The 3,275-nt window shown below is 30.5% G+C and carries 3 protein-coding genes; all 3 read right to left on the minus strand.

The window, feature by feature from the left end:
- Positions 1-431 (minus strand): hypothetical protein (locus J7G74_RS06455; protein ID WP_297133307.1); only part of this gene is annotated, 431 nt, incomplete at its 3' end.
- A gap of 242 nt (positions 432-673) precedes the next feature.
- On the minus strand, positions 674-2,047 hold the full coding sequence (locus J7G74_RS06460) for an MFS transporter (RefSeq protein ID WP_297133309.1): 1,374 nt from the start codon (positions 2,045-2,047) through the stop codon (positions 674-676).
- Positions 2,048-2,168: 121 nt separating this feature from the next.
- The coding region (locus J7G74_RS06465) for a family 43 glycosylhydrolase (protein WP_297133310.1) at positions 2,169-3,275 on the minus strand (1,107 nt) is incomplete at its 5' end.

Genomic DNA, 3,275 nt, shown 5'->3' on the forward strand with positions numbered 1-3,275 from the left:
GCATCTGTATCTATATCTGCATCTGTATCTATATCTGCATCTGCGTCTGCATCTGTATCTATATCAGCATCTGCGTCTGCATCTGGATCTATATCCGCATCTGCGTCTACATCTGTATCTATATCTGCATCTACATCTGTATCTATATCTGCATCCGCATCTGCGTCTACATCTGTATCTGTATCTATATCTGCGTCTGCATTTGCTTCTGCGTTTGCTTCTGCATTTGCCTCTGCATTTGCTTCTGCGTTTGCTTCTACATCTGTATCTATATCTGTATCTACATTTATATCTCTATTTTCGTTATTGTCATTATCTGTATCTTCCCAATGATGACAGTGTTTTTTCTTAAATCTATCTTCTCTATATCTCGTTCCTTTTTGTTTTGATGATCTTGGTCTATATTCATTTTCAATTATTTTTTTATGCATATAATCTTCTCCTTATATATATCATTAAGTAGACTGTTTTTTCTACTTACTTATATATATACATTTCAAAGACAATTTGACACTATATTTTTACATTTTTTACTATTTTTCTTGAAAATTATAATTAGTATTAAACCTAAATGTCGAAAAATAGTAATTTTGTTTAATTAAAAATAAAGCCATCTCAAAATAATTTTAAAATTATTTTTAAGTGGCTTTATTTTAAAGTTTCTTAGTATTTATTATTTATTGTTTAACTCCTCAAGTATAGAGTCATATTCTTTATCAAGCTTATAAAAAGACATAATTATAATTTGTAATATTGTTATAACTATAGGCAAGTATATAAAACATGCGTTTATTGCCATTATTGCCGAATCACTTTGAGTGGCTGAAGTACCTACATAACCACCTATTGATAATACTCCACCTAATATTGCTGAGCCTAAACCATTTCCAACTTTAAATCCGAAACTAGATGCACTATTTATAAGTCCTTCTGTTCTATATCCTGTTTTCCATTCTCCATATTCAATAGTATCTGAAACTATTGCAAACATTGTCGCCCCTGTTCCTGCATTACCGATTCCCTTTACAATACTTGCAGCTATTACAATAAAGTAACTTTGTGCTCCTACCATAAACATCATGTTTGATAATACTAATATTACAGATCCTGCTATTAATACATTTCTTTTACCAAACTTCTTTATAAAAGGAGCAACCATGAACATAGTTATAATTTGAGATATGTTAGAAGTCATATTTATAGGTCCAAATAGTTTCTCATCACCTAAAATAAACTTTGCATAATATACCGAAGATCCCCCATTTAGTGAAAATACTATAAATATACAAACTAGACATAATGTTATTTGTAACCAGTATTTGTTCTTAAACAATGCCTTGATGCCTACTTTAAATGGTATCGTTTCATTTTTATCTTTTTTAGAAGGCACTACTCTTTCTTTAGTTCCTGCAAATGTTATTAAAAATACTATTATTGATGCTACCCCAAAAACTAAAAATGTTTTAGTCCATGCTGATGCATTGTTACCAAAATATTCAACTAAAGGTAATGTAAGTCCGTTTATTATTAAACTACCACAAGTAGCTAATATCATTCTAAATATACTCAGTACCCCTCTTTCGTACTGATCTTGTGTTATTAATGAGTTCAATGTTGCATAAGGTACATTTATTGCAGTATAGATAACAGTAGAAACTAAATTATAAGTAATAAAAACATAAACTAATTTAGCAGTACTTCCAAGACTTGGTGGAACTGAAAATAATAACACTGCTGCCACAGCAAAAGGAACTGACATACGTAAAATCCACGGTCTTGCTTTGCCATATTTAGATTTAGTTCTATCTACTATAACCCCCATTGCTAAATCACTAAATCCATCTAAAATTCTAGAAATAAACATTATCGTACCAACAGCTGCTACACTAACTCCTGCATAATTAGTATAATAAAATAATAAAAAAGCTGACATTGCTGAATATATAATATTACATCCTAAATCCCCACATCCATAAGCAAATCTTTCTCCTATAGATATTCTTTGAGATTGTGTATTAATTTTTTCAATACTAGATTCACATTTCATAATATAGTCCCCTTTACTTTAAATCGTTTTCCCTGGTTGTAATTTTAATTTCTGAGTACCTTTTGGTACCCAGAAATTTTTATCATTATAATAAATAAGTAATTATTTTAATAATCGCCTATTAATCTACATTTTTTGATTCATCTGCAATATATTCAAAGAAATCAAAATCTGCATAATGCTTATGTTTTACACGGTCTGCACATGTAATACCTACAAATGTGCCTGTAAACTCTCCATACTTACAGTACTCATCTGAAAACTTAGTAGTATCAAATACTTTACCTATTTTTTCATAATTTTCTCCATCATAACTCCATTCAAAATAAGATTTGCGTCCTTGTATGTTTAAACGAAGGTATATTGGTTTATCTTCTATAGGAATTCTTGTATTTAAAAACTCTGTTTTTTCTCCATTTTCAAGATGTATTATTGATAATGCACTTTGTCCTAAAGTTTCACTATAATATTTTCTTAAGTTAATATAATTCATATTATCATAATACATAATTAAACCTGCACTATGTTGATGTACTTCAGGATAAAATTCCATTTTAGTAGTAATTCTGGCATATACTGAAGTTAACTTTCTTGCTAATATACTTACTTTATTTAATGATGTTCTTGATTCTTGACCTCTTATTCTTACGTATCCAGGTCTAGCTTTAACATCTGCAAATGATAATGGTGAAATTCTTGGAGCATAATATTGTAATCCAAGTTCATCTGAATCAAAATCATCAAAATCAGGTATTGATTTAACTAAACATTCTTCAAGCTTACTTTCATCTACGTATTCCTTAGCTAAATTTGTTCCATCTTCCATACGAAGCCAATTATCTTCTGTCCATTTCATTTTTTGAATAGCTGTCTCTCTTCCAAGGGTGCATCTCAACTCTGGTGCAAAAGGTCTTGAAGTAAGATGTACTAGGTACACCTCTCCTAATGGTGTTTCTACATAACTACCATGACCTGATTTTTGAAGTATTGATTCTGGATTATAATATTTGGGTTTTAAGTGATCAGGGTCGTGTCTTTCATAAAAATCACCTGGAACAGATGTAACTATAGGATTCATAGGATCTTTTTCATAAGGCCCCCATACATTTTTAGATCTTCCCATTGTTACTCCATGACCGTATCCTGTTCCACCTTCCGCACACATTATGTAATAATATTCTCCACGCTTTGTTATATGTGGCGCTTCAATACATCCTCTATCAGTTCC

Source organism: Terrisporobacter sp. (assembly GCF_017888745.1).
GTDB lineage: Bacteria > Bacillota > Clostridia > Peptostreptococcales > Peptostreptococcaceae > Terrisporobacter.